The sequence below is a fragment of the Chloroflexus sp. genome (genome assembly GCF_034434295.1).
Classification (GTDB): Bacteria; Chloroflexota; Chloroflexia; order Chloroflexales; family Chloroflexaceae; genus Chloroflexus.
The window spans coordinates 1-24,271 of record NZ_DAOTZQ010000003.1 but is presented as its reverse complement, the minus strand read 5'-3'; the positions used below and the strand labels follow the sequence as shown (position 1 = coordinate 24,271).

Genomic DNA, 24,271 nt, shown 5'->3' with positions numbered 1-24,271 from the left:
CCCGTTCCTTTCAACGACCAAATGGCCTATCCTTCCAGCAGCAATGCCTCCGGGTCTTCAATCAGTTCCTTCACCTTCACCAGGAAGCGCACTGCTGTACTACCATCGATCAAGCGATGGTCGTAGCTCAGCGCAATGTACATCATCGGGCGAATGACGATCTGCCCGCCGACGACGACCGGACGCTCTTCGATTTTGTGCATGCCCAGAATGCCTACTTGCGGGGCATTGAGAATCGGCGTGCTCATGAGCGAACCGTAGACACCGCCATTCGTAATCGTGAATGTACCACCCTGAAGTTCGGCCAGACTCAACGTTCCTTCCCGCGCCTTCTTCGCCAGTTGCGCAATTTCACGCTCGATCTGCGCGAAGGTCTTGCGGTCGGCATCACGCACAACCGGCACCACCAGCCCCTCATCAACCCCAACCGCGATGCCGATGTCGTAGTAGTGCTTGATGACGACCTCTTCGCCCTGAATCTCGGCGTTTACCATCGGGAAGGCTTTGAGCGCACCAACCACAGCTTTGGTGAAGAAGGACATAAAGCCCAAACCAACCCCGTGCCGCTCTTTGAACGAGTCCTTGTGACGGGCACGCAACGCCATCACCGCGCTCATGTCCACTTCATTGAAGGTGGTGAGCATCGCTGCAGTATGCTGCGCTTCTACCAGCCGGCGAGCAATGGTTAGACGGCGCCGACTCAGGCGCTGGCGTTCTTCACGACGGTCGCCATTCGTGCTGACTACCGCCGGCGCTACGGGTGGCGTTGGCCGTGGTGCCGGTACAGATGACGGCGGCGCAACCGGAGCTGGCGCAGGTGACTGCTGAGCAGGTTGTGGACGCTCGACCACAGCCGGGGTCGGATGGCTGACGTGAACCCGTGCTTCATCCGCTTTAGCGGTTGCTTCACTCGGCCCGGTGCCCGATACCAGCCGCATCACATCTTCTTTAGTAATGCGCCCACCGGGGCCGGTGCCGGGAACTGTGCGCAAATCGATAGCGTGTTCGGCAGCCATACGCTGGGCAACCGGTGTCGCCAGCACTTCATTGACCGCAGTAGCAGCCACAGGTTCAGCGACAGGAGTCGCTACCGTTGTTGTACTGGCTGCTGCCACCGGTGCTTCTTTGGGCAATGCCCCGGCTTCAATCGTCCCCAGCAGATCGCCAATACCAACCGTAGTCCCTTCTGGACATGCGATGCTGGTCAGAATCCCGCTCTGATCGGCGGCTACTTCCAGATTAACCTTATCGGTCTCCAATTCGACTACCGGTTCACCAACAGCAACCGGTTCACCTTCACGCTTAAGCCAGCGTGCTACCGTCGCCTCAACAATCGACTCGCCGAGCGACGGTACGCGAATTTCGTATGCCATGCCCTAACCTACCTCACTCATCAGTGACACACACGCCTCAGCGCGTCATCGTTTCTCGTCCTTGCAATGCCGGTACAGGAGACTCCGGCAGATCAGTTACTGCCTCGCGTAAGATACGAGCCTGTTCACGCACGTGGATACTATGCAACCCTTCTGCCGGACTGGCCGACTCAGCACGTCCGACATAGTGGAGCGTAACCCCTTCGGGTAAGAGCTGTTGTAAGCGGGGCCAGACAAAGCTCCAGGCTCCCATATTCTGCGGCTCCTCTTGCAACCAGATCACCTCTTGTAGGTTCGGATAGTGCTTCATCGCTGTCTGCACCTCTTCGGCGGGGAAGGGATAGAGTAGCTCAAGCCGCAGCAAATCGACCCGTCCAGCAGTCTTTTCCCATTCAGCACTAGAGAGAAGATCAATCGCCACCTTCCCTGAACACAGGATGAGGCGCGTGACCCCTTCCGGCGCCGGCGCTTCCGCTCCTAAACCGAGCACCGGTTGGAAGCGATGGTCGGTGAGATCGCGCAACGATGAGCTGCTGCGTGGATGGCGCAAGAGGCTCTTAGGGGTCATCACGATCAGCGGCTTGGGGTCGGCGTACAGCGATGCCGCCTGGTAACGGAGCAGATGGAAGTATTGCGCAGCAGTCGTACAATTCGCAACGCGGATATTGTCGTTGGCTGCCAACTGCAAAAACCGCTCCAGGCGTGCGTTCGAGTGTTCCGGGCCTTGCCCTTCATAACCGTGCGGCAGCAGCATCACTAGCGAGGGGTTCTGCCCCCACTTGGCGTGCCCACTGACAATAAACTGATCGATGATGACTTGAGCGCCGTTAGCAAAATCGCCAAACTGTGCTTCCCACAAGACCAGGGTGTCAGGCGCGTGACAACTGTAGCCGTACTCAAAACCCAATACCGACGCCTCGGAAAGCGGGCTGTTGTAGACTGCGAACGAGGCGCGGGCTTGTGGAATGTGGTGCAGTGGCATGAAACGCTCACCGGTCACCACATCGTGCAACACGGCGTGGCGATGGCTAAATGTACCCCGTTCACTGTCCTGCCCGGTCAATCGGATGGGCGTGCCATCAGCGAGGATACTGGCAAACGCCAACGCTTCGGCGTGGCCCCAATCAATAGCATTTTCCTCAAAGATAGCCTGTCGGCGCCGTTGCAGGGTGCGTTCGAGTTTGGGATGAGCCGTAAACCCTTCAGGCCGATCTAGCAATGCCTCGTTCAGTTCGATCAGCGTTTTTGCCGAAACCGGGCGGGCAAAGATCGGTGGGCGACGCAGCGGCTGAACGGGCGGCGGTGGTGCGGGGGGCAACGACGCTGCCAGACGCTGACGTTCGCGCACCTTCGCAAATGCCTGCTGGAGCCGATTCATTACCGCATCAACGTGAGCCTGCGCTTCTTCACGAGTGATGATCCCACGCCGTTCCAGCTCACGTGCCCAAATCTCACGCACCGTCGGATGATTACGAATCCGCTCGTACATCTTGGGTTGAGTAAACTCCGGCTCATCACCCTCGTTGTGTCCCCAGCGCCGATAGCCCACCAGATCGATAAGAAAATCTTTCTGGAACTTCTCACGGTATGCTGAAGCCATCCGGGCCGCAGCAATACAAGCTTCAACATCATCAGCGTTGACATGCACGACCGGAATTTCCAGACCACGCGCCAGATCGCTGGCGTAGAGGGTTGAACGCGAGTCGTTGCTGTCGGTCGTAAACCCAATCTGATTGTTGATGATAATGTGAATCGTGCCGCCGGTATGATACCCCTTCAGCCGCGAGAGATTCAGTGTCTCGGCGACGATACCCTGGCCGGGGAAAGCGGCATCACCGTGGATCAGAATCGCCAGCGACTCCTTCTCGTCCTCTTCAGGAAAACCAGGCCGGTTACGGCGTTCTTGCGCAGCACGGGCCCGACCTTCGACCACCGGATTAATAAATTCGAGGTGACTTGGATTGGGCGCCAGCGTAATCGGCATCTCGGCAATCCCACTCTCACGGTAGGCTTTGCGGGCACCGAGATGATACTTCACATCGCCCGTCCAGCCTTCATAGGTGTCTTTGGTATAGTCGGGCGAATGGAATTCGGTCAAGATCATCGAATAGGACTTACCGAGAATATGCGCGAGGACGTTCAAACGGCCACGATGCGCCATCCCGATAACGACCTCTTTGGTACCACTGACCGCAGCATTCCGAATGATGGCGTCGATCATCGGGATCAGCATATCGCAGCCTTCAATCGAGAACCGCTTTTGACCGGGGAAGGTCTTGTGTAAAAAGCGCTCAAAGCACTCGACTTCTGTCAGCCGGTCGAGCAATTCACGCTGACGGTCAGCATCAAACCCGCCAAAGAAGCGCCGATCCTCGGCAGCCTCGCGAATCCAGGCACGTTCACGGTAATCCTGAATCTGATCGGTCTCGTACCCAATCGAACCGGAATAGGCCTGGCGCAGACGTTCAACACCTTCGGCAGCATTGCGTACCTGAGTTGCAATCGGCCCCCGAACGATGTGCGCCGGTAGTGCGGCCAGATCGGCCTGCGTCACACCGTGCGTTGCCAGCTCCAGACCAGGATCACTAGGTGGATCGCTGCCGAGCGGATCGATCCGTGCTGCCAGATGACCCAATTCACGGATGTAGCGGATCAACCGCGCTGCACCAACGATCCGTGTCACATCCAAAGGCGGTTGGCCGGCCTCGCCAGCCGACGCCACACTATCGCCGGGCGGCGTCCATTGCGCAAAAAAGGCCCGGGTTGCCTCATCGACCGAATTGGGATCAGCGCAATAGCGCTCGTACAATTCGATCAGATAGCCGGCATTAGGGCCGTAGAAGCCGTTCCATTCATTCATGCCTCGCCCGCTCCTTTACCTGGATAAAGGTTGTCAGTTATTTGTTCATATTATCACAAACAATAACAGCGCGGTAACAACGCTGTTACGCTGCTTTTATTGTACCACGTTGACTGCACAGCGTTTCCAGGCAGAACGACACCGGGTATTGTTTTATCCGCAACCCGCCAGTCTGAGATGGAGACGAAAAAGAATGATGGGTGAAGGAAATGTCTTCACCCATCATCAACTCCCAGACAGAGAACTGTCTCCGCGAACCTGCTCCTACATCGTAGCAATTGCGTTACAGGCTGCTGCGATGGCAACCATTGCGCTACAGGTGATCAGAACTGCAATCGTTTGGGCAAGCCGATATGGCATCTCAAATCGGGATGCCCGTTGCTTCGAAATAACTCGCTCTTGCTGCATCATTGCCTCACTATACCTTTATTCTTGCTAACCCTGTGCTTTGAAGATACAAGGTTGATACTGTGTCTAACCAGGGGTAATGCTCACTGCCTGCCGGGAAGATTCACCCGATTTGGAATGGTACCAGATGGCTGGTGTTGCTATTGCTGCATTTCACAGCGCAATTGTGTACCGTGTGGAGCACGAAACTGACACACCCCCATCCTCACCCGCCCCGCTGGAGACGGGAACCTGCGGGAGCGAATGGTTCCGCAGGTGCGGGTTGGTACAGGTGAGTGAAACGAGTGCGCCCGGAGGCGTGTGCGCTCAGGGCGTACTCTCTCACCCTAGCTCGCCCCCGCTGGGCTATGCATTACTCATAACTGGTGCCAACCATGTGCGTATCAGCGGGGATGATCGCTATGGGTGCTGTTGGGGGCGACTGGCCCGGTGGCAGTGCGCCGCTCCAGCCGTGCCGGTACGTGCCGGATTGCCGTACCCGCTCGTCATGCGCGTGTCGTGCAGTTTGGAGTGCGGCAGCCATGCTGCCGCGCCAGCCGTACACACGATCCGGCGCGTGGTACGCCGTTATCCATCCTGGTCACGGGGATGCTGGATGTGTTCGTGCCGATCATCGAGTCGGTCAGGTATGCATGCGATCCCTGCGCGTAGACGGTTATGTTGCAAGAGATTCGTGCCTGTACACCAACGGCCACGGCCAGCACCTGACGGTAACAGGCATGCTTGCACGCAGCCTGGAAGCCTGCACCACGAAAAGCCCGCGCCACGGGGAGCACTTGCAGCCCGGCCTAACGCAGCGTGACATGTGGGTAATGCATTGCATCTGGAGTGGGAATCAGCGACGCCGGACAGCTCCCGCTGGCGCTAGTAGTGCAGGGGGGCGAGATCGGTGCGCCGAAGGTGCGCGCTCCCAATCCATACCGACACGCCCCCTCCCTACCCCGTCTCTGCTGGAGGCGGGAACCGGCGACACCGGATGACTCCCGCTGGCGCAGCCATCATTCGCCGCTATCGGAAATGAAAAAATGGCGCATATTTTTTACCGAATTGTTAATCAGAAGCTGCTATGATTAGCCAAAACACCATTGTTCGGGATAACGTCGGAGTAGCCTGTCTATGGAATCTCTTGTACTCTTGATTTGTCTGGGTCCCATTATCTTCTTCGTCGGGGTGATTGGTTTTGTGATCGGACGGGCAACAGCTCGTCGTGGCGATCCGCGTCGTCAGTTCGCCGACCTGGTTCGCTTCTGGCAGCAATCGCGCCAGATTGATCGTGAAACTGCTGAACACCTGCTCGCCTTATTACGCTCGCAACCTGGTGACACGGCAGTAGCTACACCTTCTCCAGACGTCCGGTTAGAACCATCGCCAGGTATGCCTGCGCCAGCCACTGTATCGACAGCGCCCCAGGATGTCGTCTTGCAACCGGACAGCACAGCACCATCGGTCACACCAACGCAACCGCCTCTCGCTTATGAGTACGCGGTGGTAAACCCCGCCGCAGAAACGCCACTCACTCCCGGCACACAAGCCCAACCATTGCATGAAGGGCAGGCTGCTTCGTCAAGACTTCCCGCAACCTCGTCGGCTGCACCAGTCATCTCAGAACGCCAACCGGACGATGCCCAAGCCGTGCCGCCACTTCTGGCTGCCTTGCTCTCGATGGGTGCCCGCCGCACGCTTTTGATCATTGGCACCTTCCTGGTGATGATCTCTAGCCTGGTGCTGGTGATCTTCAACTGGAACCGCTTCCCAGCCATCGTTCAGGTCGCATTTTTGAGCGCGTTCACCGGTGGTTTGTGGGGGGCAGGCCATTGGATGCAGCAAAAGACAACCCTGACCACGGCAGGTCGCAATTTACAATCGGTAGCGATGCTGATGGTGCCGGTGGTGGTGTTTTCGTTTACGCGACCCGGTTTATTCAATCTTGACGGTTCTCTCGCACTCTTGGTCACAAGTACGCTGAGTTTCCTTGTGTACACGATTAGTGCATGGCGCAGCCAACGGCTCTTCTACAGTCTGGCGGCCAGTACCGCTGCCTGTGCAGTGTTGATCAGTAGCTTCTGGTGGTGGGCGGTGCCGGCAAGCTGGCAACCGATCTGGTCTTTTGTATTGTCAGGAATCGCGCTCGTTACCACCAGACTCCTCGATGGTCATCACCGCTCAAGACTGGCGCTGGGGCCACGAATTATCAAAATCGCTGTACCACCACTCGCCCTTGCGATCAGCCTGGGTTTCTTCCTGGCCAATCCAATTCCGGCTGAGGCGACCACAACGATCATCGTGACGTTACTCAGCGCTGCTTTCGCGGTAGCGTTGGCGTGGCTCGACAGGCAACCGCTCTGGCTGTGGGCAACGGCAATCCTGATCCCCATGGCGGCAATTGTGGGTGTGGTTCACGCCGACGATGCACTGATGTGGATCAATCTGAGCTTCGCCGGTTTAACGCTGCTCTATCCGCTGCTGGCAGTGATTGTTGAGCGGCGCGATCCGGCATATTCCAGACCATTTCTGGCCCTGATCCTTTTTCTGGCCATTGTCGCCGCTGTGAGTACGACCGACTGGATTGCGATTCGGCGCAGCTATCCAATCCTGATTGCCACTACGTTTCTGGTCATTGGCCTACTAGAGGTTCGCCGGTTGACGCTCCTTCAACCCTGGCGCAACGAGGTGGGTGGTAGTTTACTGGCAGTACAGCTCGGTTTGCTGGCAATCTGGCCTGGTGCGTTTGTCGAAACCTGGGAGCTGCGGGCACTGATTGTGCTGGTTGTCGGTGCAGTAGCTTTTATCATCAGTGCCATTCCCATAAGAGGTTTCCTTGCGTATGCGCCACCGATCTGGTGCTATGGCGGAGCATTCCTGGTAGCAATTGGTGCCGGATGGAGTAGCTGGCTTAATGCCGATCTGCGTCTGCCCACGCTCGCAGTTGCGACCGCCCTCTATGGCTGGCGAGCTATCATCAACCGTGAACATGTCTGGGCGTTTATGACGATTACCACGGGGTTGGTGTTGAGTGGCGTGATCCTGGATCGCGTCGGATGGCTGGTGAATACCGATCACTATCTGTTAGCGAGTGTGCTGTTTGCAGGTGGCCTGAGTATCGGTGGAAGTGTTCTCAACAAATACGCTGTTCGATACAATTATTGGGCACCATCAGCGCTGGTCTGGGCAGGAGTACTGGGGGGTATTGGTTCAATCCTCTTTCTGAGTGCATTTCTCAGCCCAACCCACGCCGCAGTGTATGCTGCACTGATCGGGAGCACGACTATTGCCGTCCTGAGTGTAATGTATCGTAACTGGCGCTTCGGCTATCCCATCGCGTTGCTCCTGGCCGGTACCTGGGCAATGGCGATAGCCAGCAATCTTATTACCTGGGACGGAAGCTGGCACGCGCTGTCAGTGCTATTGCTCGCCCTCGCCGTCGGTTATGGCCTGATCACGCTTATTCTACGTGGCTGGTCGCCGTTTGATCGACCGTATGCCCAATCTGCGCTTGGCATCGCATTGCTGGCACCGTTACCGGCAATCTTCGAGCTGAATGTCTTTATCTTTCTGCCCTTACCAGCCTCGCTGTTGCCAAGTCTGGCTCTGACGGCCGCCGGTTCAGCCGCGATGATCGCAATCGGCGCATTTGTGTATCGACGCTGGCGATTAACGAGTCTGGCGCAGATTCAGCTCTTGATTGCTCTGGGCAGCACTATTCATTGGTTGAGCGCCGAAAACAGCACGGTAACCGGTTGGAGTCTGCTGGTTACGGCGAGCATGATCACGCTGAGTAGCGCGGTTGTCCGCCGGCGATTCTCAGACGCTTTGGTGCACTACATCACTGCTGACAGTTACGTCATCGCGAGCGTTGTTATGTTGTTGGCACTGGCATTGCTGTTCGACGGTGTGATTGGTCAGCTTAGCCTGCCGCTGCTGCTGGTAGCGATAACTATCGGTATCGTTGCCTGGCTTGAGCAAAGCCGCCTGGTTGCCAGTCTCAACCTGATTGCACTGATAGGGTGTCTCATCACTGCCCTATCGCTGACACCACTCACCCTCGTGTGGAAGGCGGCATGGTTTGTGCTCTTGCTTGTCCCCTTGCTGCTGGTAGGTTGGTTAGCTCCACGGTTACGCAGTACGGCCATCTGGCAACAACCGTCGCTCTGGATTCCGCTGGCTGCGGCTGGATTGGTTGGGTTGCTGGCTCTGACCGATCTGCGGGCCAGTGTTGTGGCGCTGGTGAACGGTGGTGTTTTGCTGGTGACGGCTACGCTGCGGGAACGGAACAGTTTGTACGCCTACCTGGCCGGCGCCCTGTTCATTGCGGCCAGTCTCGGTCAGTTTCTGGTGTGGGAATTGCGTGAGCTGCAACTGTACGTCGTGCCGGTGGGGATCTACCTCTTTGGGCTGGCAGCCGGTATTCGGCGGTTTCAACGCCAGATTCAGGTGGCACGACTGGTAGACAGTGTAGCCGTCTGTTTGCTGCTCGGCGCAACCTTCATCCAGGCTGCCGGATCGGTGAGCAATATTGGCTACATTATGTTGTTTGGTCTGGAGTCGCTGCTGGTCGCAACCTACGGTACTCTTGTCCGTCTGCGGGCGCCATTTATTGGCGGTGTAACCGGTTTTGTGATTGGTGTGCTCTGGATGGCTGCCAATACAGCGAGGATGCTCAACCAGTGGCTCTTGTTAGGCGCGTTAGGGATATTGATGCTGATAGCCTATGTGATTCTTGAGCGGCAGCAAGATCAACTGCGTCGCTTTGGCCGCGATCTGGTCGTGCGCCTGCAACAGTGGCAATAGTATCAAATCTTGAGTGACACAGTGCCTGACAGCCTATTACTGGATATGTGGTGAAGCGTGACGATCCGTGGTGTCACCTGCATGATACGGATAGGCAGGTAAAGACGGGTTCTGTAGGGGCGGGTTTAGAACCCGCCCCTACAGATGGTGTCTTTTCACATTACCATGCAAGGGATGCAACAAACGGGTACGCCTTGAATCGCGTGACACGCATTGTATTTTTCAGGTTTGAACTAACATAAACGGCAGGGACCGGCAATTGCGCAGTCCCTGCCGTGTTGTGTCACTGCGTGAACACTCTTCTACTCTACTCGAAGCGGTCTGCCACCAGCGCGGTCAGATCGGCGACACGCACCGAATAGCCCCACTCGTTGTCGTACCAGGCCACAATCTTGAAGAAATCGTTGCCCATGCTCATCGTGAGCGGTAAATCGACCACACTGCTGTAGGTGGTACCGATGAAGTCGGTGCTGACCAGCGGATCATTGCTTACGCCGAGAATGCCCTCAAGCTCTTCGCTCTCGCTGGCTTCGATGAAGGCCTGATTAATCTCCTCGACCGAGGTCTTGGTGCTCAGCAATACCGAGAAGTCAACCATCGACACCGTCGGCGTCGGCACGCGCACGGCATAGCCGTGGAACTTCCCTTTCAATTCGGGAATGACCAGCGCCACCGCCTTCGCGGCACCGGTTGTCGTCGGCACCATGTTGATAGCCGCAGCCCTGGCCCGGCGCAAGTCCTTGTGGACGTTATCCTGCAAGTTTTGATCCATCGTGTACGAGTGGATGGTCGTCATCAAACCACGCTCGATCCCGAAGCGATCATTGAGTACCTTCGCTACCGGTGCCAGACAGTTGGTGGTGCAGGATGCATTCGAGATAATGTGATGCTTCTCGTGATCGTACTTCGCGTCGTTCACACCCAGACAGATGGTGATGTCCTCACCTTTCGCCGGCGCTGTAATGATCACTTTCTTCGCACCCGCGGCGAGGTGAGCTTTGGCCTTTTCCGCATCGGTGAAACGGCCGGTCGACTCGATCACGATGTCAACCCCAAGCTCCTTCCAGGGCAATGCTGCCGGGTCGCGCTCGGCCAGAGTTAACAACTCGTAGCGGATGTCGTCCTGCTCTACCACAATCGCCTTCTCGGTCACCGTTACTTCGCCATCGAAGGCACCGTAGGTCGAGTCGTAGCGCAGAAGATGAGCCAACGTTTGCGCGTCGGTCAGGTCGTTGATAGCGACGATCTCAAACTCTTCGGGGTAATACTCCAGCATCGCCTTGAAGCTCTGGCGTCCGATCCGGCCGAAACCGTTGATAGCGACGCGAACCATGTAAGCCTCCTTAAATGCTCAAACAAAGTGCTCAGGCTAGCGGGCCGTGAGCCGCAATGGCGTAACCTGTTGCCATTGACTGACGCGGTCATTATAGCATCTTTGTACGTCTGCTCGCATACAGATTCCTTGCCCACCGGGTAGAGAATTGTTTACATTGAAACAATTATGATTGGACGGCAGGTGCGAGTATTTTCGCTTCGGGAAAGGCATTACTCCCGATACCAGAACCTGTTTCAAAAAACGTCTACGAGAAGGTATCTCACTCATTCCTGACCGACTCTATGATTGTAACGAGCACATCCAGCCTCCCCGTGACGAGGAGGATTCACGGCGTGTCACACGCCGGATCGTGAGCATGGCTGCCGCACACCAAACGTCGCGACACGCGCATGACGCACGGGTAAGGCAACCCATCCAGCACGTGATGGCACAGCCGGAGCTGCGCTCTGCCCACGAGCCAGGAGCAGGTAATCACACCATAACCAGCCGGGAGTGGGAATTGTGCCGATTGTCTGGGTCAGGAGTGGATCGATGGCAGGCGCCAGGACAAGCCGGAGGCTTGCGCTCCCAGGTTGAGGATAACCTGCCTGTCTCATCCACATGTCTCATCCACACCAGCTTGCGGTCGCTATGTCAAGAGGACGGAAGACGTGCTTTTGATCTGATCAGGCGCTGTATGCTGCCACCAGAATGTGATCAGTCCTTCGTTCATTTTGGTGCAGCGACTGAGCCATCATTCAATTATGAGGTTTTAGCATTCTACTTCTGAATTGCTACAATATGTAGTATGCACATGACGTTAGCCAAGGAGTGACGGTATGGGTAATCTGTTCATCGATGGGGGAGCGATAGTAATTCTACTTCTGTTTGTCATTGCAGGGTTTCAGCGGGGGGCATGGCCGAGTGGGTTTGTGCTGCTTGGCACGCTTATCGGTACCGTGCTGGTTGACCTCTGGCGTGATGGAGTCGTGCATCTGCTAACGCCAGCAGGCATGGCTGCCGGTTGGCCTCTCTTTCTGGCCTTGAGCGGCCTCCTGCTGATCGCGATAGTAGTTGGCTACGGGGTAGACACGATTTTTGAGCTTGGCCTGGAGAATGCTACCGAATGGTCGCATCGGTTGATCGGCGCAGCAATTGGTCTGGTGAATGCAGCCCTGGTCATCACATATCTGGTCCGCTATGCCGGCGTCGCCTGGCCTGATCCGGCTATTACGACATGGTTGACAACAACGACTGTTGTGCCATTGGTGAGCGATCTGCTTCCCTGGGGTATGCTGGCTTTGACGCTGACCGGTCTGTTGATTTTGTTGCTACGCTTTCTGCACGCGATTCATACCGAACGCGAATTAGACGCTGACAGATTGCCATCGCAGGAAGCAACTCTGCGGGTATTAGAGCGAATCGATCAGGCGCTTGATCAGCGGCGTCGTTGAGGCAGATGGCTGAACGGAGCCGTTAGCCAGCACATACCATCTAAACCGAGCCTTATAACCGGGGAACAGAGGAGTGTGTCAGATATGCTTACATGTTTGTTTTTAGCCTGATAGTGTTCCACGTTGATAGGGTAGGAGGGGATAACTTATTGCATGTATCGTTTAGGTGTGCCACCGGCGAGCGTTGTAGGGGCGATACATGCGTCGCCCCTACTGGCGCCCAGAGGTATATGGTTCAGATGAAGAATCAGGGTAATGATCGGCTGGTGTGTCATGTCTTCTATCCTACCAGATTTGATATTACGTGCTACCTACACCCCTCTGGTGAGCGGAAGTCATGCTTCGAGCTGACCCTTGATTTCGGTACATCTATACTAGAACCCATTTCAAAAAACAGTTACGAGAAGCTATCTCAATTCATTCCTGTCCGACTCTATGAGATCGTGACGAGCACACCCAGCCTCCCCGTGACCAGTAGGGTCAACGGCGTGTCACGCCCTGGATCGTGTTACGGCTGCTGCGGCAGCATGGCTATCGTACTCCACACATCGCGACACGTGCATGACAAGCGGGCAAGGCAATCCATTCAGCACGATGGCACCGAAGATAGTCATCAACCCTTCTCGCTACCATACCGGCAGACTGGGAACAGGCTATGCTGTCGTTAGCGATTGGCAAGCGTTCATACGTCTGTACGACCGTCTGGGAGGAGACAGCACAGCTTTTATGAAATACGTTCTATGGTTTAGGGTACGCCAACTCCGTATTTTCAACAGTGATAATTGCCTGCACAGGTGTTTCAGATGCATTACAATATGTTGTACGGTTAGTCTGCATACAACGCGAAACTCTGCAACGAAAGAAGGCTACGATGCAGCAGCCAACAGCATTCGCGTTTACCCTCACGCTTGCTTTCGCGATCATTGTTACGCTATCCGGCGCTCGTGTTCTCATTGCCCAGAGCACCGACATATACGCACCACCGTCTATCCTTACCTGCACTACGCACACGAGTAATCTTGATCTGACGACAAATCAGGTTACGCCAGTCGTCGGCAGTATCGTCCAGATTACTGTTACCTTGAGCAATGCTGGTTGTGGGCAGATAGGACAGCCAACCTACCGGCTTTTGCTTGAGCCGTCATCGATCCTGGCACCGATCTCGCCGATCTCGATCACGCACAATCGGGCTTTGGCGAGCGGAGAAAGTGATAACGCTTCGTTTCAGTTGCAAGTAATCGGGATCGGTGAAGTGGAATTACTGGCCACAACGAGTTTTGAGGTGCATCTAGGGTATCCCGGCCCGGCATACTGGGCATTCGATAGTTCACAGCCGTTGTCAGTAACTGTTCCAGTAGCTCAGCAGGAAGTTGTTGTATTGCAACAGGCGGCGTATGAGATGGGGTGTTACCAACAAGTCGAAACTATCAACGACTCGACCCATCAATTTCAGTGTACTGGTAATGCAGGCGAGACGATAGGAGCAACGCTTGAGCGTTTTACCGACGAGCCGACTGCTCAAGCTGCCTTTACTGGTAGGCGAGACACCTTGCCGTTGGGCACATTTCGCTGTTATGACGCTTTTATACGAGTTATGGGCGATACCACAGGCACCATCCAGCACGACTGGCAGGCCGAGGCGTTGCTTGTGACGACGTACCACCAACACGTGACTGATACGCTTACTTTGTCAGATGCGGTGTATCGCTCAGCCGTGCGCAATGGTCTGCTTACGGCGTGTGATCGGGTGTTTGTGCCGGTTGTGCAACGGCCATAACACCTTCGATCCATCTGTGTAAGAGGTACCCTGCTGTGATTGGAAGTAGTATGCGACCCGCCCCACCCGCCCCCGCTGGCAGCGGGTTCTACCGATACTGGGTCCCGCCAGGGGCCGAGCCGCCCCCATCTCACCTGCCCCTGCTGGCGGCGAGTTCTACCGGTGCAGGTGGTGAGCGCACCGGAGATGCGCGTTTAGGGGATACCAATGCTTGTGCACCGCAGTGTAGTGCTCGCGGATGCGGCGTTCAAATGACGTTAGATAGCGAGCTGTGATAAACCCGATTTGGTATTACGCCCTCTAGGAGTGGTTTTATCGATAATCAGTGCGTTTTCGGTTGATGACCTCTCCGTATCGCGAGGGCGGGCAGGCAGAGGCGGGGTGGCTTGGGCAGCGCCTCGTATATCGTGTCTGGTGGCTATGCCCATTCCACCCATTATGATCCAGTCGTGTCGGGGATGAGGAGCGGCTATTCGGGCGACGATAAAACCGGTAGCGGTTTACCCAACCATTCGGTGTAGAGTTCGCCGAAGCGGCCGGCTGCCAGAGCGCTGCGGATGTCGGCCATCAGGTTGAGCAAGAATGCGACGTTGTGCAGGCTCACCAGTCTGATGCCGAGCAGCTCTTTTGAGCGGTAGAGGTGATGGATGTAGGCGCGTGAGAAGTGGCGACAGGTGTAACAGAGGCAGCCCTCTTGCAGTGGTTGTCGGTCGTCGCGAAGGGCGGCGTTGGTGACGTTGAGCCGCCAGTTGCGCTCGCGGTTACGGATCAGGGCCGCCCCGTGTCGGCCAAGCCGGGTCGGGCTGACGCAGTCGAACATGTCGATCCCGCGCGCCACTCCTTCGAGCAGGTCGTCAACGTCGCCGACGCCGAGCAGGTGGCGGGCCATGCCGTCGGGCAGGTACGGCACGGTCATGGCAACCACTTCGTACATCTGGGTTTTGTTTGCACCGAGCGAGCCGCCGATGCAGAGACCGTCGAAGGCCATGTTGCTGATGTAGCGAGCACTGGCCCGACGTAGATCGGGGAAGATGCCGCCATGGACGATTCCGAAGAGTAGTTGATCGGGGTTGGGCAAGACCGACCGATCCCGACGTTGGTGCGCAATTAGACAACGTTCGGCCCAGCGGTGGGTGCGGGCCATGCTTTGAGCGGTATAGTCGTAGCCAGCGCGAAATGGCGGCAGCTCGTCGAAGCAGACGATGATGTCGGCACCAAGGTGGTGCTGCACTTCGATGCTGCGTTCGGGGGTGAAGACGTGGCGTGAACCGTCGAGGTATGACTTGAAGATGACCGCCTCTTCGGTGACGGTGACCATATCGTTGAGGCGGGTTGGATGGGCAGGACGACGACCTTTCACTTCGTCGGCAATCCCGCCGTAGACGAGTGAAAAGACCTGAAAGCCGCCACTGTCGGTCAGAATCGGGCCGTTCCAGCCCATAAAGCTGTGCAAGCCACCGTGACGGGCGATCAATTCGTGACCGGGCTGGAGGTAGAGGTGATAGGTGTTGCCCAGAATGATCGATGCGCCATGGTCACGGAGTTCGTGGGGTGTAAGGGATTTGACGGTTGCCCGCGTGCCGACCGGCATGAAGACCGGTGTGGCTACCGTGCCGTGGGCAGTTTGGAGAAGACCGGCGCGAGCGCGGCTCTCTGGATCACGAGCGGTGATAGTAAATGGTGCCATACAGTTTATTTCGTATCTGATACGCTGATCAGGGTGTTATCAACACAGGTCGGTATTATACCCGACTACCATCGCTGATCAAAAATAAGTACTACTGTCCACACCCATCGCTTCGTCAGAATACTGTCCGACCGGCGATTCGCCGCGCCAATGCCAGCTCTTCGGCGCCGATGGCCCCCAGCATCCACAGGCCGGCAACATAGACAACTGGGCCAATCAGGATTGCCACGGCACTACCCGGCCAGCCCGGTAACCAGAGGATTGCCGGCACCATCACGACTGCCATTAGCAAACTGGCGAGGGCCGGGCGCCACATGAGTCGGTGAATCGCTGGTGCCAGTCCCTCACGGCGTAACACCGGATGAAAGACCATATACAACACCACTTCTGACAAGATGGTAATCACCGCCGCTGCCAGTAGCGCGTCTTGTGGGCGGCCCGACCGAATCGCAAGCGGGATTGCGATCAGGTTAGCGGTCAGGTTGAAGGCAGCACCGATCACAAACGCACGGGTGATTGCCGTCTGGCGCTCAATTGCGATCAAGACGTACTGTAACAAGCCGTTGACAAACGAAAGGGGGAGGAACCAGGCCAGCACCGCCAGAACCGTCACCGAGGGCAGGTATTCGGCGAAGCGACGGCGGGCAAAGAGCCAGACCAGATCGTCGGCCAGGACGGTCATGAGCATCGCCAGCGGAAACGCGATGAGTAAGAGGAGATGGAGAGTGCGCTGTTGGGCGGACGCCAGTTCGCTCCGCACACCACCGGCCCGACGCGCTAACAGCGGGAAAACGGCAAAGGTGACTGCGGGCGGCAAGACCAGGGCGATGTTGAGCAACTGATACGGCAGAACGTATTGCTGCACCAGGAGATCGGCATTACTGCCGCCGAACGCACGCACAATGAAGAGGTCAAAGCGAAAGAAGATAACACTCAGCAGGTTATTGAGCATCAGCGGCAGAGCTTGCGGCACGAGCTGACGAAGCGCAGTGCCATCGAAGCTCAGGGTTGGGGTAAAAAAGGTGCGTACCTGCAAGGCCAGAAAGATGAGCGCGGTAATCGAGCTGACGAACACCGCAGCCCAGGCCAACCCGATCACTCCCCAGCCCAGCACAAGGACGCCAATCCGGACCAGAAAACTGATGAGTGCAGTAAACACTTCAATGGCTGCCGGCACTTCCATGCGTTCGGCGGCATTGTAGAGAGCCGTGACCGCGCCGCTGTAGGCGCCAGGTACCAGGGTTAAGAGCAGAATCCAGATCGCATGCTGCCCCTCATTGGTGAGAGGTTCGCTGAGACCAAGAGCACCGATAGCGTGATAGGCAGTGATAACCAGCCAGGCGACCGGCACGGCAGCCACACCAATCAAGATGAAGCGCAAACCGAGCGTAACCCCGAACAGGCGTTGGGCGGCGTTCGGATGGCGGGCAACTTCGCGGGTGAGCAGGACACCCAGCCCAAATTCGGTAACTGTTGCCAGGTACTGCGCGACCAGTAGGGCGGCGGTGTTGTATGCACCCAACGCAGCCGGATCGAGTGAACCGACCAGAAGGAGCAGGATGACGGTATCCAGGCCACGCACAAACAGCCGCAAGCCAAAGGTGACGGCACTGTTTTTGAAGATACGGCGCACCGTGTTTGCCGAGTCGTCACGATACAAACGCCGCCAGAGTATGGCACCTGCGCCGAGGATGAGCAGGCCAGCACCGATAAGTAACAAGACCAGAGTCAAACGATCAACATTCATGGCAATTGTGTTGTTATCTTGATTGCACGACCATTACTGATCAGGCGGATTGCACCATCGAGTTGGGGATGGTATACCTGCGGTGCCAGTTGTCGGCGTTCGTGCAACGTGTGGAGCGCCGGTTCAGCGGCTTGAAAACCGGTACTGAAAGCTACCGCCTGAACACGGAGTTGGGCAAGGAGCGGATTGTCAATAGGGCGCTGCCAGGGATAAATCAACAGGTCGATTGGTTGACCGTCCAGGGTAGCGAGGGCTGGGTCGCCCCTGCTACCACCGGTATGAACAAGAATACGAGTCGCACGATACTCAATAATCAGCACAGCCCCACCCTCTTTCCCCTCGTGGACGGCCAGTACCCGCAGCCGGGTACCGCCGAGATCAACCTGCTGGCCGGCCTGTAAGTGGCGAATTGGGACTGCCAGATCGTGCAATACCGCACGCCATTCACCGCCTACGTCTGCCGGTGCCAGTGCCAGCGCCGGTTGATAGCGACGTAATGCGCCTAACTGCCCGGGCACATGCTGATCATCGATCCGGGTTAACACCACAGCCGCGAGCCGACGCTGCCAGAAGGGGAGATACTTCCCCAGTTCAACCGCCAACCCTACCGGGTCACGACCACCATCAATCAGCGTAAACGAACCGCCGGGCGATTGAATGAGGATGGCATCGCCGGCGGTTGGCAGCAAGATCACGTGCAAATTTCCGTCAGGACGCTGGTGCCAGGCCAGCACCCCGATGATACCGATCAGACTGGTAAACCACCATAGCCGCTGTTGCATATCATTCTCTGGTTGATTATACGTGTGTGCTCTGTATAATAAACCGGGCAACAGCGGCAAACGTTGCAGTGGATTTCAGGCCAATGCAATAACTTCGATCTCGATCCGGGCATCGCGTGGCAAACGAGCCACCTGTACTGTCGAACGGGCCGGTGATGCCTCACCGAAATGTTCGGCGTAGGCAGCATTCATCGCGGCAAAATCGCTCAGATCGGCAAGGAAGACAGTGGTCTTCACAATGCGGTCGAGCGAGCTACCGGCGGCCTGGAGGATCGCGGCAATATTTGCAAAAATCTGTCGGGTCATTGCCCCAATGTCGTCGGTGATCAGCTCATTGGTAGCCGGATTGATCGGTAACTGCCCGGACACAAAGATCAGATTACCGGCCCGAACGGCCTGTGAATACGGTCCAATTGCTGCCGGAGCAGCGTCGGTACTGATGGGTGTACGTTCCATTGGTGTCATCCCTCGCTTAACGTAAGAGCCAGAACCCAAGCATCACAAAAATATTCCAGATCACAGGAAGTAAACCACCGAGAATCACCTGTGAACCATCCCATTCGTAGACTTCAACCCACAGCGCAGCCGTAACCCAATAGGCAATAGCCAGCGCACCAAACCAGAAGAGAGCGGCTAACCAGGGTAAGTTGATCAGCAGACATACCAACGCCAGCAGCATCGGCAAGAGGCGAGGCATCTGCACAAGCGGATAGAAGGCAAAAATGTGTGCCTGATCCTCTTCGCTGGTGAAGTTGCCCTGGATCAGGAGCGAGATCAGCACAATCAGCGGCCACTCTAGCAAACCGGCCAGCCAGAAAGCAAGACCACTGAGGATCATCCCAATGTCTGGCCAGCGATCTCCATCGAGCAGTGCCGGGAGCGAGAACATCAAACCAACCGGCAATGACACCAGCAGCATTGAGCGGGCAGCAGCCCAGAGTAGCGAACTGATTGAACGCTCACCAGCAGCAAGTTCTACTGCCATGGCTTTGATAGTGGCAACCGGCTGCCCGATCAGTTGCAGGTTTGGCGCAAACGCTGTCGGTTGAAAGCGTGGTGTCCCTTTAATTGGTGGCAGATGATTCAACCACTCGGTACAACGAACGATCAGATCGGCCCAGTTGGTCATCGTGCCCACCAGAATAACTCCCGGCTGCCACCTTCCACTAACGATCAGACCACACAAACGGTACAACCAGGGCAGGCGTGCGGATTGGACAAACGCGATCTGTTTGCCAAAACCCAGATCGATCACCTTGCACGCCTGTACCTGCGTCCAGGGGACATCGATACTGAGGCGTCGTCCCTGTAATCTCCGAGTATAGCGAATAGTCAGACTTTGCTGGCCGGCTACAGCGGCCACCGGCATTGCGGCCACGATAGCAATCCCGGCAATGACAGCCAGAGCAAGCATAAGGTGGGCGGCGATCAAGAGCCAGAATGGCGCTGGGAGATCGGCACGTCCGGCGATGCCAAACAATGGTACGCCTATCCCTTGATACGACTCGAAAATCGCTCTGTAGACCGGATCGCGACTGACCCACAACGCCGCCGGGTTACTACGGTAGGCTGGAAAGAGCAGACTCAAAGCCCGATCCCAGTAACTGCGGTAGTGGAACAATGCCAGCAGGAGAATGACTGTGGCTGAGCCAAAGGTAATGATTTGCACCAACGAAAAGCGTGGTAGTGTCGCCACCACATCAGGCTGGTTGGTCGGCGGCAGATTCACTGCTGCCGGAGCTGCCTCAGCAGTCGACTTACTCCGGAGCAGTAGACTCAACAACGGAGAACGCCGCTGCTCATCAACTACCACCGGTTGACCGCCCTCGATACCACGAATAACCCGTGCGTTCTCTTGCAAGATGGTATTCAGCAACTGATCGAACCCATCAATATCCGACGAGATGAAGAAGGCCGGTCGCAAGGTTGTGCCGTACAACAGACCGTACAGACGGTGCCAGCCGGTCAGTCGCTTTGCCTGCTTCGCCGGAATGAGCAGCAAGATAAAGCGCTGTCCAGCGGCATCACTGGTCACATGAATGTGTTGCAGATCTTCCCACGCGACCGGCAGCCAGCTACCGGAAAACGCGACCAGCAGGCCACGACTACTCACCCGAACGGCGGGAAAGGCATTGAGCAAGACCAATGCAATCAGCAAGCCGACCAGTGACCACAGCAGCACACCCAGCGCCTCGCTCATCCAGAGATTGAGGTCTTGAGGTAATGGCGAGAGCGCATCAAGTAGCGGGCGAAGCCAGACAGTACGTCGCAACCAAGCGACCAGACCTTCGTTGGCCGCCAGCAAGCCACGTGCCAGTTGGTACAGTGCACTGAACACACTGAGCAGTACAAGCAGATTCCCTAGCGTTACCAGTCCAATGCGACGACGCCACGGGTAATCGTACACCTTTTCGGCAACTATGACGCTCATAAGCGACCTGCCTTTCTTCAGGCATCCGCAATCTGGCGAACCCGTAACTCTGCCATATCAAGTAATTGCTGACAGGTTGCGGCCAGTTCAGCGCCTCGTTCGTACAGTTGCAACGCTTCGGCCAGTGACAATTCATCGCGTTCCAGGCGTTCAACAATCTGCTGCAACTCGACCAGTAATTGCTCGTACTGCTCAACTGGATTCGGCTCACTCATTCGTCGACTCCACAGTTGCGTGTACAATCCCGGTGCGTAGCGTCAGCGCGATGTGCTCACCGGTCTGTACCTGCGATGAATCGGTAATAACTCGCCCATCAGCGTGCTGGGCAATCGCATACCCACGGGCAAGGGTTGCCTGCGGGCTAAGCGTGTCCAGACGGGAATGCAGACCGTGCAGGCGTGTCCGCTCAAGCTGAAGCCAGCGGGAAAAGGCGCGATCCAGGTGCAGCATCAGATCATCAATCGTCTGGCGAGCTGCATCGAGCCGGCGACGGGGATGATGACGCTGCAACAGGAGCCGCTGCCGGGCTACTTCGCTGCGTTGAGCATCAATGCAGGTCAAAAGCGCAACTTCTGCGCGTTCACGCAGATCGATAATCCGCTGCCGCAGATCGGAGAGCGACGGCGCGACCAGCTCGGCGGCGGCTGAGGGGGTCGGTGCACGAACATCGGCCACCGCATCAACCAGCGTCGTGTCGGTCTCGTGACCAACACCGGTAATGATCGGCACCGGGCTGGCAGCCACTGTCCGTACAACCTGTTCATCGTTAAAGGCGGCCAAATCGTCGCTGGCGCCGCCACCACGGGCCAGAATGACAACATCAAGCGGTTCGGCATAGGCACGCCGCAACGCGGCGACAATACTGGCCGGTGCTAACTCACCCTGTACCAGACACGGCGAGAGGATGACTTCGGCTAATGGATAGCGGCGACGCAGAATGGTGAGCATGTCTTGCAGGGCAGCCGCCTGTGGCGACGTGACAATACCGATACGACGGGGCAGAACCGGTAATGGTCGCTTACGACGTTCGTCGAATAACCCTTCCGCTTCGAGACGAGCGCGTAGATGTTCCAGTTGGGCATTGAGTAAACCAACACCGGCTGGCACAATCTGATCAACGACAAACTGCAACTCACCGCGTGCTTCATAGAAACCGACCCGTCCATGCGCCAGCACCGCTTCACCATTAACCGGCAACAAGGCTATTTGTTCAGCTTTCGAGCGCCAGAGGACAGCCCGAATGCTCGCCTGCTCATCTTTCAGCGTAAAATAGCAATGGCCGGAAGGGTAGCGCCGAAACTCTACCACTTCCGCCAGCAGCCAGATATCGAAAAACAAGCCTTCGTCTTCCAGATGAGCACGCAGTGCACTATTGAGGTCGGATACCGTAAACGCACGCATTAGAGTGGTTCGATCACCATCAGTGGTTGCCCATACTCGACCGGCTGACCATTCTTGACCAGGATACGGGCGACCCGACCGGCCACATCGCTCTCGATCTCATTCATCATCTTCATCGCTTCAACAATACCAACGGTGTCGCCAACCCGGACTTCATCGCCTTCCTGGACGAACGGTCGATCTTTTGGCGAAGGAGCAGCGTAGAACGTACCGACCATTGGCGCAGTAATCGTATGGCCTGCCGGCATCTCGACCGGCGGTCCTTCCGGTGCAGGTGGCGGCTGAACAAACGGTGTGACCGGTGTAGCCGGTATTGATGCACTGGAAACCGGTGCTGTTGGCAGTGGAGCCGAATAGATCACTCCACCCGGTTGACCGCGCTTAACGTGTAGCTTTGCATCACCGTTTTCAATCGTGATTTCGTAAACGTCGCTCCGTTCGAGCATTTGCAAGAGCATGCGAACGGCAGCGAGACCGAAGGGATCGGGCTGATCGGCTGGCAATTCTGTTGTTTCGTCCTTCATAGCTCCCCACAGCATCATTCTGGCGAAACTACCCTATTGTATCACAAGAGGCGCTGTGCTACGCTACACACCAGAATACGCCCCTCAATACCGATAAGTTATCGTTACGGCAAGTAGCAATATCTTTACCGACAACACTGACAGAGATTGTTATGCTAGGCACGAGATATGGTGTAGGGAAAGGACAAAGCTATGTTTTCTCGCAACTTGGGCACTTTTGATCGCGATATTCGTCTGGTATTAACCATGGTTTTTGGTCTCATCTCACTGTTTGGCCAGATGTTCTGGCTCCAGGTCATTTGTGGTTTCCTGGCATTGATTATGTTGGCTACCGCTGCATTCGCGGTTTGCCCGCTGTACTGGCCGTTTGGAATCAACACCTACAAGCGAGAACAGGTAAAGAAGCGAGCCTGACCTGATCGGTACGTGTACGTTGATAGACTTGATGACGGCATTGGCTATGTGAATTATATCACACTCTCTATACAAGCGCTGCGTACAACCTACAGTACGAGTCGGGTCTGCACAAGATCAACAGCCGTTCGTGAGCGTATACAGGCGGTACTACTGCCGATGATGAGGAGTAGGGGCAAATATGTATTTGCCCCTACATTCGTTGGCGCACATCATCGTGTGCCATTTGCGAATAGCAGCAGTGCGTTCTATGCATTAGTGTCACACCACCAAAGCTACGCGACCAGATTTGACCTGATGCCTGCGTCGACCTACCGATGATTTGCCGACACTTCGTATGGTTTGATAAGCTGGGGAAAGCCGACTGGATCGCAGTTTCCATCCTCCGTTCGCTTGCAGACGACCCTTCAACGGTGTACTGCACTGCAAATGACGAGACATAGCGGGCAGAGTCATTCAGATCAATGCTCAAAGCGTATTATTCTACCTTACTAACCGACAGATGAAACAGCGTGAACTCATCCGAATCAGTAAGCTTCTCAGCCTGGTGCTGCGCCACCGTCCTGAACAGATCGGGTTAACACTCGATGAACACGGCTGAGCAGAAGTTGATGAGCTGATCCGGTGTGCCAATCGCCACGGATTGCGGTTGAGTCAGGCGCAGATTGAACAGGTAGTTGCCGAAAACGATAAACAGCGCTTTGCCTTCAGTGCCGACGGTCGACGGATTCGGGCAAATCAGGGCCATTCGCTACCGGTCGATCTGCAACTGACACCTGCACCACCGTCGCCTGCGCTCTACCACGACACGGCGGAGCGCTTCGTCGCATCGATCAAGCGTGATGGGTTGCTCCCCGGCCAACGACAGTATGTGCATCTTTCCCAAGACGAAGCAGCAGCGCTTACCGTCGGACAACGCCACGGTCGACCAGTTGTGTTGACGGTGCATGCCGCGGCGATGATGGCTGCCGGTTATGTGTTTTACGTATCGGCAAATGGAGTATGGGCGACGAAACAGGTGCCGGCAAGGTTTATTGAGTTTCCGGTATGATGAACGGGGTAGAACATATTAGAACTTATTTCATAAAAGCTGTTCTGTCGCACTCTAATAACCATCTCCGGTGTCATCACACGCCGGATTGGTTACCTTGCTCGCTCATCATCCAGGTGTTGCGCAGTTTGGCGTGCGGCAGCCATGCTGCCGCGCCAACCATGCTCACGATCCGGCGCGTGGCAGGCCATTGACCCGGCTGGTCACACGGATACCGGGTGTGCTCGCCACGAACAATGGAGGCGGTCGGCAATGAATG

At 56.3% G+C, this 24,271-nt stretch carries 16 protein-coding genes and 1 pseudogene; 5 read left to right on the top strand and 12 right to left on the bottom strand.

The window, feature by feature from the left end; all coding sequences use genetic code 11:
- Positions 1 to 26: 26 nt before the first annotated feature.
- Both odhB and VAE57_RS00990 read right to left on the bottom strand, forming a co-directional pair.
- A complete protein-coding gene (gene odhB, locus VAE57_RS00995) occupies positions 27 to 1,373 on the bottom strand; it encodes a 2-oxoglutarate dehydrogenase complex dihydrolipoyllysine-residue succinyltransferase (protein ID WP_322820053.1) in 1,347 nt (448 codons plus the stop codon).
- A gap of 37 nt (positions 1,374 to 1,410) precedes the next feature.
- Positions 1,411 to 4,233: a 2-oxoglutarate dehydrogenase E1 component gene (locus tag VAE57_RS00990; RefSeq protein ID WP_322820052.1), complete on the bottom strand. Its 2,823-nt coding sequence runs from the start codon at positions 4,231 to 4,233 to the stop codon at positions 1,411 to 1,413.
- 1,524 nt (positions 4,234 to 5,757) lie between these two features.
- Here VAE57_RS00990 and VAE57_RS00985 point away from each other — a divergent pair.
- A complete protein-coding gene (locus VAE57_RS00985; RefSeq protein WP_322820051.1) occupies positions 5,758 to 9,429 on the top strand; it encodes an SCO7613 C-terminal domain-containing membrane protein in 3,672 nt (1,223 codons plus the stop codon).
- A gap of 307 nt (positions 9,430 to 9,736) precedes the next feature.
- Here VAE57_RS00985 and gap read toward each other — a convergent pair whose 3' ends face one another.
- Positions 9,737 to 10,762: a type I glyceraldehyde-3-phosphate dehydrogenase gene (gene gap, locus VAE57_RS00980; protein ID WP_322820050.1), complete on the bottom strand. Its 1,026-nt coding sequence runs from the start codon at positions 10,760 to 10,762 to the stop codon at positions 9,737 to 9,739.
- 821 nt (positions 10,763 to 11,583) lie between these two features.
- On the opposite strand from gap, the gene VAE57_RS00975 reads away from it, so the two are divergent.
- Positions 11,584 to 12,198 (top strand): CvpA family protein, encoded by a 615-nt coding sequence (locus VAE57_RS00975; protein ID WP_322820049.1) that lies wholly within the window; start codon positions 11,584 to 11,586, stop codon positions 12,196 to 12,198.
- Between the two features lie 871 nt (positions 12,199 to 13,069).
- Complete coding sequence (locus VAE57_RS00970; protein WP_322820048.1) at positions 13,070 to 13,975, top strand: hypothetical protein; 906 nt, start codon at positions 13,070 to 13,072, stop codon at positions 13,973 to 13,975.
- Between the two features lie 469 nt (positions 13,976 to 14,444).
- Here the strand turns inward: VAE57_RS00970 and tgt are convergent, their stop codons facing one another.
- The 8 genes from tgt to accB all read right to left on the bottom strand — a co-directional run bounded on the left by tgt (position 14,445) and on the right by accB (position 22,547).
- The gene (gene tgt, locus VAE57_RS00965) at positions 14,445 to 15,662 is read right to left on the bottom strand and encodes a tRNA guanosine(34) transglycosylase Tgt (protein ID WP_322820047.1); all 1,218 of its coding nucleotides are present in this window, start codon (positions 15,660 to 15,662) and stop codon (positions 14,445 to 14,447) included.
- Positions 15,663 to 15,777: 115 nt separating this feature from the next.
- Positions 15,778 to 17,409: an oligosaccharide flippase family protein gene (locus VAE57_RS00960; protein WP_322820046.1), complete on the bottom strand. Its 1,632-nt coding sequence runs from the start codon at positions 17,407 to 17,409 to the stop codon at positions 15,778 to 15,780.
- On the bottom strand, positions 17,406 to 18,191 hold the full coding sequence (locus tag VAE57_RS00955; RefSeq protein WP_322820045.1) for a hypothetical protein: 786 nt from the start codon (positions 18,189 to 18,191) through the stop codon (positions 17,406 to 17,408). The genes VAE57_RS00960 and VAE57_RS00955 overlap by 4 nt, the downstream gene beginning before the upstream one ends.
- Before the next feature lie 75 nt (positions 18,192 to 18,266).
- Complete coding sequence (locus VAE57_RS00950) at positions 18,267 to 18,647, bottom strand: RidA family protein (protein WP_322820044.1); 381 nt, start codon at positions 18,645 to 18,647, stop codon at positions 18,267 to 18,269.
- Between the two features lie 16 nt (positions 18,648 to 18,663).
- The gene (locus tag VAE57_RS00945; RefSeq protein WP_322820043.1) at positions 18,664 to 20,622 is read right to left on the bottom strand and encodes a hypothetical protein; all 1,959 of its coding nucleotides are present in this window, start codon (positions 20,620 to 20,622) and stop codon (positions 18,664 to 18,666) included.
- Between the two features lie 17 nt (positions 20,623 to 20,639).
- A complete protein-coding gene (xseB, locus tag VAE57_RS00940; RefSeq protein ID WP_322820042.1) occupies positions 20,640 to 20,837 on the bottom strand; it encodes an exodeoxyribonuclease VII small subunit in 198 nt (65 codons plus the stop codon).
- Positions 20,830 to 22,023 (bottom strand): exodeoxyribonuclease VII large subunit, encoded by a 1,194-nt coding sequence (gene xseA / locus VAE57_RS00935; protein WP_322820041.1) that lies wholly within the window; start codon positions 22,021 to 22,023, stop codon positions 20,830 to 20,832. Before xseA ends, xseB begins: the two co-directional genes overlap by 8 nt.
- Positions 22,023 to 22,547, bottom strand: coding sequence for an acetyl-CoA carboxylase biotin carboxyl carrier protein (gene accB, locus VAE57_RS00930; protein WP_322820040.1), 525 nt, complete (start codon positions 22,545 to 22,547; stop codon positions 22,023 to 22,025). Before accB ends, xseA begins: the two co-directional genes overlap by 1 nt.
- Before the next feature lie 192 nt (positions 22,548 to 22,739).
- Between accB and VAE57_RS00925 the strand changes: the two genes are divergently transcribed.
- Together VAE57_RS00925 and VAE57_RS00920 are read left to right on the top strand one after the other, a co-directional pair.
- On the top strand, positions 22,740 to 22,961 hold the full coding sequence (locus tag VAE57_RS00925) for a DUF2892 domain-containing protein (protein WP_322820039.1): 222 nt from the start codon (positions 22,740 to 22,742) through the stop codon (positions 22,959 to 22,961).
- A gap of 616 nt (positions 22,962 to 23,577) precedes the next feature.
- A complete protein-coding gene (locus VAE57_RS00920; RefSeq protein WP_322820059.1) occupies positions 23,578 to 24,012 on the top strand; it encodes an RNA 2'-phosphotransferase in 435 nt (144 codons plus the stop codon).
- Positions 24,013 to 24,088: 76 nt separating this feature from the next.
- On the opposite strand, the pseudogene VAE57_RS00915 reads toward VAE57_RS00920, so the two are convergent.
- Positions 24,089 to 24,271, bottom strand: a pseudogene (locus VAE57_RS00915) (hypothetical protein); the annotation flags it as partial.